Annotated in this window: 5 protein-coding genes and 1 tRNA gene; 2 read left to right on the plus strand and 4 right to left on the minus strand. The window is 63.1% G+C overall.

The window, feature by feature from the left end; all coding sequences use genetic code 11:
* Window positions 1-73: 73 nt before the first annotated feature.
* The 4 genes from A9W96_RS15975 to A9W96_RS15990 form a co-directional block, all read right to left on the minus strand.
* On the minus strand, window positions 74-1,915 hold the full coding sequence (locus tag A9W96_RS15975; protein WP_067141152.1) for an alpha/beta hydrolase: 1,842 nt from the start codon (window positions 1,913-1,915) through the stop codon (window positions 74-76).
* Between the two features lie 255 nt (window positions 1,916-2,170).
* Complete coding sequence (locus A9W96_RS15980) at window positions 2,171-2,377, minus strand: hypothetical protein (RefSeq protein ID WP_066866401.1); 207 nt, start codon at window positions 2,375-2,377, stop codon at window positions 2,171-2,173.
* Window positions 2,378-3,075: 698 nt separating this feature from the next.
* A complete protein-coding gene (locus A9W96_RS15985; protein ID WP_156765277.1) occupies window positions 3,076-3,909 on the minus strand; it encodes a GAF domain-containing protein in 834 nt (277 codons plus the stop codon).
* A 359-nt stretch (window positions 3,910-4,268) separates the two neighbouring features.
* Window positions 4,269-4,352, minus strand: a tRNA-Tyr gene (locus tag A9W96_RS15990).
* Window positions 4,353-4,421: 69 nt separating this feature from the next.
* Between A9W96_RS15990 and A9W96_RS15995 the strand changes: the two genes are divergently transcribed.
* The gene (locus A9W96_RS15995; protein WP_066866403.1) at window positions 4,422-4,913 is read left to right on the plus strand and encodes a YajQ family cyclic di-GMP-binding protein; all 492 of its coding nucleotides are present in this window, start codon (window positions 4,422-4,424) and stop codon (window positions 4,911-4,913) included.
* A 90-nt stretch (window positions 4,914-5,003) separates the two neighbouring features.
* Complete coding sequence (locus tag A9W96_RS16000) at window positions 5,004-6,515, plus strand: NAD(P)/FAD-dependent oxidoreductase (protein WP_066877592.1); 1,512 nt, start codon at window positions 5,004-5,006, stop codon at window positions 6,513-6,515.
* Window positions 6,516-6,624: the final 109 nt, after the last annotated feature.

Below are 6,624 nucleotides of genomic sequence, written 5' to 3' on the forward strand. Positions count from 1 at the left end.
CCCGCCGCGGCGAGGGCGAGCAACGACCGCCAAGTGGCGCTGCTGATTCCCCTTAAGGTGTTCATGGCTGTTCTCAATGGTAATGGCCTCCTGTCGGGCGTCGAAGCGCCTCCGGGTCGAATTCATCGGGGAGCCAGTAACTGCCGCGGTGCTGTGCGGTCATGTTGTCGTGTTCGAGTGCGTCACCGTGACCGGATGCGATGTCGGCGATGCTGAACAACGATTCGTTCCCGGGCGTGAAGTAGGAGCTGTGGTCCTTCAGCGGGAAGGTCAGCCCCGGCGCTTCGGCCTTGAACCGTGTCGAACCCCAGCCTTCGACGGCCGGGTCGCTACCGAGCCCGACCGTGACTCCGGTCCCGGGCAGGTGTCCCTGGATGCCGCCGAGGTGGGTGATCGGGTCGGTGGATGCGGCGCCGACATAGACGTGTCCGCCTTCGGGAAGGTGGAAGTCGCCGGCATTGTGGGCAAGGTCGGTCCCTGGACAGCCCACCAGGACAACGTCATTGGCGTGCATCCCGGATCCCGCCGCGGCGTCGGCCACCGTAGTGGAGCCGTAGGAATGACCCACCACGGTCACGTGTGAGTTGCCCGGTTGGTGAGTCACGCCGAGCGCGTTGACATCGCCGGCCAGTAGGCCTCCTCCGTTTCTGGCGAGCGTCGTCTGCCCGATCTGGGGATCTAATGCGCTGTCTGGGGCGTGATACCCCATCCACACCAGAACCGAATTCGATTTGTTCGGATCGGCCCGTTGCGCTTCGTTGTAGATGTTTCGTCCGTCCGTGTGACTCAGATAGCCGTCGCGCACGCTGCTGCCCGTTCCCGGTACGAGCACGGTGGTGTTGTCGGCCTTGTCGGGGTTGCCGATGGCGATGGCTTCCCTGCCGCGACCGTCGAACGCTTCGGGATCGTAGGTCTGCAGGAACACCGGGTTCTTGCTGCCATCGGGGTTCGTCCCGTTCGTGTTGAGGCCGTCGCGTGTCTTGAGCGCGTTGTTGTAACGGGTGATGGCCGACGGCGTCAGGCCGTACAGCTCCGGGTGCTGGGTCACCTGGTCAACACCGACATGGGCTCGGTCAGCGGCGCTTTGCACGCGGGCGATGTCGTCGTTCATCACCGCCTGGTTGACCGTGTCCCGGCTCACGGTCTCAATGCCGTTGAGGTTGCCCAACTCCGGCGGATGCTGTGCGAGCAACTGATCGCGCTGTTCCTGACTGAGGGAATTCCACCACCGCTTGACGTCTTCGGGTCTGGTGTTCGGTGGCGGGATGTGAATCTGTTCGGGTTTGTCCTGGGCGTCCACCGGCGCAAGCGGCTTGGGGTCATACCCGTCAGCACGCAGATTTCCCAGCGAGTTCTGCAGCGTGGCCGAATAGTCGTTGCGTATCGAGTTCAGCTGGTTGAGAGCGTCTTTGGTGTCGTTGACGGCGGACGTTTTGATGGCATCGATGATGGCGTGCAGTTCCCGCTGGGTCTGCGCGTCAGGGTGTTCCCGCAGATCCTGCTCCGCCAGATCGATCAGATGGTCGAGCTGCTCCAATTGCCCTTCCAATTGGGCGATCTCGCGGGCTCCCGCCTGTTGCGCGTCGGCCAACGAAGCGGCGATGTTCTCCAGGTCTGCGCCGATTCTGGGCAACTGTTCGGATTGCGCGCCAAGCGATTTGACGGTGCGCTGCACTTCAGCGGAGTCGTTGATCGGGCTGCCGCCGTCCTGATGGTTCCAGGCGGCGTTGAAGCGTTGCTGCGCCTGCGCGAATGCGTGGTCGGCCTCGGCCGTGTGGCGGCCCGCCCCATGGAAGGCTTCCGCCAGACGCGCGATCTGGGCCGGGTTACCGGCCTGCAGGGTTCGGTTGATCGCCCACGGGTCGCCGCCGGCCCCCGCGATCAGCTCCGCGATGGTGAGATGCTTCAACTGCATCGCATGTCCGTACCGCGCACGGGAGAAAGATTACCGCCGCCAGGTTGTCGATCAATTCACCTTCGGCTGCGAGCGTCACTTTGGATGCCAAGGGATTTCGCCATGAGACGATTCGTGACCCCGATGATCAAAAGGACTCGAAAACGCTAGCGCGACAAAGCAATTAAGGTCAGGAGCACAGCAACAGGACACCCTCCCGGCGGACTTGGAGTTGGAGGAAGTACCGGGAGGGTGCCTGGCTTTTGTCGACGCTGGTCACCTGGCGCGTGAGTCGCCCTCCACGACGAATAAGAGCCGATCGACGAAGGCGAGGTCGTCGGCCAGCTTTTCGATCAGCTCCGCGGCGCGAGCCTGCCGGACCCCGGCCAGGCGATCGTGCGCGGACACGGCCGACTCACGGGCGGCGAGGATGGCGGTGCGGCATTGGCGTAACGCGCCGAGAGCGTCGGGAGAACCAGCCATGATCGCCCCCTGGGTGAATGCTGTGCTGGATGAATTCCCCCCAGTACGCCCGGCGACACCGGCTTGACCGAATTGTTACAACTTGCCTTGTATTAATTGCGCACGTGTCGCACAGCGGGCGCCGGCGGCGAGCGTGGACGACGCACGGCGCCGGCCGAAAGAGGCTTGGTGGCAGGTACAGGATTCGAACCTGTGAAGCTTCAAGCCAGCAAACGTCCAACCAGCGTGATATGGCTTCTAGCAGCGGTGATGCGCCTCCTAGATAAGGGCATCCGATCCTGACAATGGCTCTCCGGCTGACACCCAGGTTTTATGAAAATCTTGGTGTGGGGTCCGGGGAACCGAGGTGCATCGGTTGGACGGCTTACGGCACACCGGTTTTGGATGATGCACGTTTTAGAGCCGACAGATCTGTTGCCGGTGGGCTATGAATCAGCAGCTTGACGTTTCGGCCGCCGCAATGTCCGGCTTCGGCTCGATCCGTCGCCGCCTGACAAGCGGCTTTTCGCGCTCAACGGCTGCCTCGGCGGCCGACCAGATCTCGCGAATCGCGTTCGGGGACCACACGTCCCGGACTTCCCTGCGTTGCCCCTGCCGTAGCCTAATCGCCATCTATCCCGCCTCCGCTCGACACGCAACTCTGCGGCACCCGTTCAAGTCCCCAATACCGCATTTCCTACTCCGCCCGACGCATATCATTATGCATCATGTTTTGCAACCAACCCTTGATCGCCATCCTCGGCCATGGCGAACGCCGACGCAAGTAGGTCGGCGACCAGGCTCACCGCGTGGATATCGCTCTCGACCAGGCTGTTTGCCCGAGGCGCATCGACACTAATCATGCCGTAGGCCTCGTTGCTGGTGTTTATCCCTACCGTAATGAATGTGTTGTAGCCGTCCCCTGTTCCACGAAAATCGCTCATGTGGGGGTGATTGCGGTCACGAATGTCGGGAACGAAGCGAGGCTCGCCCGCTTCAACTAATCGGAAGGCAGCTGCCCCTCGCCCACCCGTGTTTTCGTCGGTCTTTTCGTCGTCTCTTCGGAAGGGACGTCGCTGCCCACCCGCCCGTCCGTGATAGCTGATGCAATCCATCTGGTCGCCCTGGGCGTTTATGCGGTAGACAGTCGCGCGTATGCTTCGCACCTCGCACAGCAACAGCACCAAAGCCCCCGTAGCCTGCGAAGCGACCTTTATGAGCTGGGTAGAACGGTCCTGCGCGTTCATAGCAGGCATGTCAGCAACAAGTTTGGCGATGGGCTGGAGTGCATCCTTCATGGCCACGATATATGCGTCCGCCTGTAAGCCGTCGATGGCGGTCACGTTTGCGGACGCCCACTGCTTGGCGACTTGAAGCAGTCCGCTGAGGATGATCACGAATATGCCGCCGCCGACATAGGCGTAATCACCACGATCATGGAGACTTTGCCCGACGGTAACCAAAAAAGTTCCAAATCCAGGCCCGAGTGCGGCTGTGAGCGCCAGGATCCAATTCGGATGCTTGTGGAGAATTACCGCCACATCGAGCGCCAAGTCCCTGGCGGTCCCCCCCGAACGCCGCCTCTCTATGTCGGACACCTCGGCATGGTATCCAAAGTCGTCCTTGGGAAAACCTTCCGCGTTGCATACCCGACGCGCGCCGATACGTTTCTCACGCAAGACGTGCCGCGGGTCGATCCGGGAGCCGCTAGGAGGGATGCCGATGCCGATCCACCTACGGCGGCCCAGTCCGGCAAGTGCCTGGCGGCCATACACGGCGCCGCCGCCGAGCAGCCGAGAGCTTCAGGAGGATGCGGAATTCCTACCAAGGCAAGCAACCGTCATGGATGAGATGCGGCAAAGCTGCGGACGTCTTCGCCGGAACCTAACGACGTCATGACCTGCAGAAACTGTGGTGGCAGGTACAGGATTCGAACCTGTGAAGCTTTCGCGACGGATTTACAGTCCGCTCCCATTGGCCGCTCGGGCAACCTGCCGCCAGACAGGTTACAACGAGCGAGTAGACAAAGCACAAACGCCTATCACCGGATGAAGGGACGGAATGCATGGCGGACTCATCGTTCGACATCGTCAGCAAAGTGGATCGCCAGGAGGTCGACAACGCGCTCAACCAGGCCGCCAAGGAGCTGGCCACCCGCTTCGACTTCCGCGGCACCGACACCACAATCGCCTGGAAGGGCGACGAGGCTATCGAGCTGACGTCGTCCACCGAGGAACGCGTCAAGGCGGCCGTGGACGTCTTCAAGGAGAAGCTGATCCGCCGGGACATCTCGATGAAGGCCTTCGACGCCGGCGAACCGCAGGCCTCGGGCAAGACCTACAAGATCAACGGCTCCCTCAAGCAGGGCATCAGCAGCGAAAACGCCAAGAAGATCACCAAGCTGATCCGTGACGACGGCCCCAAATCCGTCAAGACGCAGATCCAGGGCGAGGAAATCCGGGTCACCAGCAAAAAGCGTGACGACCTGCAGGCCGTCCAGGCGCTGCTCAAGCAGGCCGACCTGGACGTGGCGCTGCAGTTCGTCAACTACCGCTGACCGGCCCGGCGCGGTTTCCCGGTTCCTAGCCCGACCAACCGGTGGGTCTCTAGGCTAGTGACGAGTCCCACAATTTGAGCGAGGTTCGCGATGACCGTGACTCCCCAGCAAGCCGCCGACGGTGGTGCGACCGAGGCCGGGTACACCGACGTGATCATCGTCGGTGCCGGCATCTCCGGCATCGACGCGGCCTATCGGATCACCGAGCGCAATCCGCACCTGACCTACACCGTCCTGGAGCGGCGAGCGCAGATCGGCGGGACGTGGGACCTGTTCCGCTACCCCGGGGTGCGCTCGGACAGCAGCATCTTCACGCTGTCCTTCCCGTTCGAGCCGTGGACCCGCAAAGAGGGCGTGGCCGACGGCGTGCACATCCGCGAGTACCTGGCCGCCACCGCGCGCAAGTACGGCATCGATCGGCACATCCGGTTCAACAGCTATGTGCGGTCGGCCGACTGGGACTCGGCGACCGACACCTGGACGGTCACCGTCGAACAGGACGGGGCGCGCAAGCTCTACCGCGGGCGCTTCCTGTTCTTCGGCAGCGGCTACTACAACTACGACGAGGGCTACACGCCCGACTTCCCGGGCATCGAAGAGTTCCAGGGCACCGTGGTGCACCCCCAGCACTGGCCAGAAGACCTCGACTACACGGGCAAGAAGGTGGTGGTGATCGGCAGCGGGGCGACCGCGGTCACGCTGCTGCCGTCGTTGTCGGACCGGGCCGCCAAGGTCACCATGCTGCAGCGCTCGCCGACCTATCTCATCTCGGCGTCCAAGTACGGCACTGTCGCCGCCGTCTCCCGAAAGCTATTGCCCCGCAAGCCCGCCCATCTCGTTGTTCGCATGTACAGCGCTCTGACCGAGGCGGTGTTCTTCGCGTTGTCGCGCAAGGCGCCGGGGTTCGTGCGCTGGCTGTTGCGGCGCAAGGCGATCAACAACCTGCCCGCCGGCTACGACGTCGACACCCACTTCAAGCCGCGCTACAACCCGTGGGATCAGCGGATGTGCCTGATCCCCGACGCCGATCTGTACAACGCGATCACCGCGGGCTCGGCCGAGGTGGTCACCGACCACATCGACCACTTCGACGCGACCGGCATCGCGCTGAAGTCCGGCGGCCATCTCGACGCCGACATCATCGTCACCGCCACCGGCCTGCAGCTGCAGGCGCTCGGTGGGGCCACGATCAGCCTGGACGGCACCGAGATCAAGACCAGCGACCGCTTCGTCTACAAGGCGCACATGCTCGAAGACGTGCCCAACCTGTTCTGGTGTGTGGGCTACACCAACGCGTCGTGGACGCTGCGGGCCGACATCACCGCCCGGGCGACCGCAAAACTCATGGAGCACATGGCCTCTCACGGCTATACCCGTGCCGCCCCGCATCGCGGCAACGAGCCGATGACCGAGAAGCCGTCGTGGGACATCAACGCCGGCTACGTGTTGCGCTCGGTGCACATGCTGCCGAAGTCGGGCACCAAGCGGCCGTGGAACGTGCGGCAGAACTACCTGGCCGACGCCCTGGACTACCGCTTCGACCGGATCGAGGAGGCGATGGTGTTCGGCCGGGTCGATGACCGCGCGCCGCTGGCCGGCTAGCCCGGTCTGAGTGTTCGTGAACTGCTACTAAATCGCAGGTGTCCGCAATACGCTGATCGCCATGGCATCTGAGAAGCGCGAACCCAAAGTCGTTGTGCTCGGTGGCGGT

Origin of the sequence: Mycobacterium sp. 1245852.3, assembly GCF_001669335.1 — a bacterium.
Lineage (GTDB): Bacteria > Actinomycetota > Actinomycetes > Mycobacteriales > Mycobacteriaceae > Mycobacterium > Mycobacterium europaeum_A.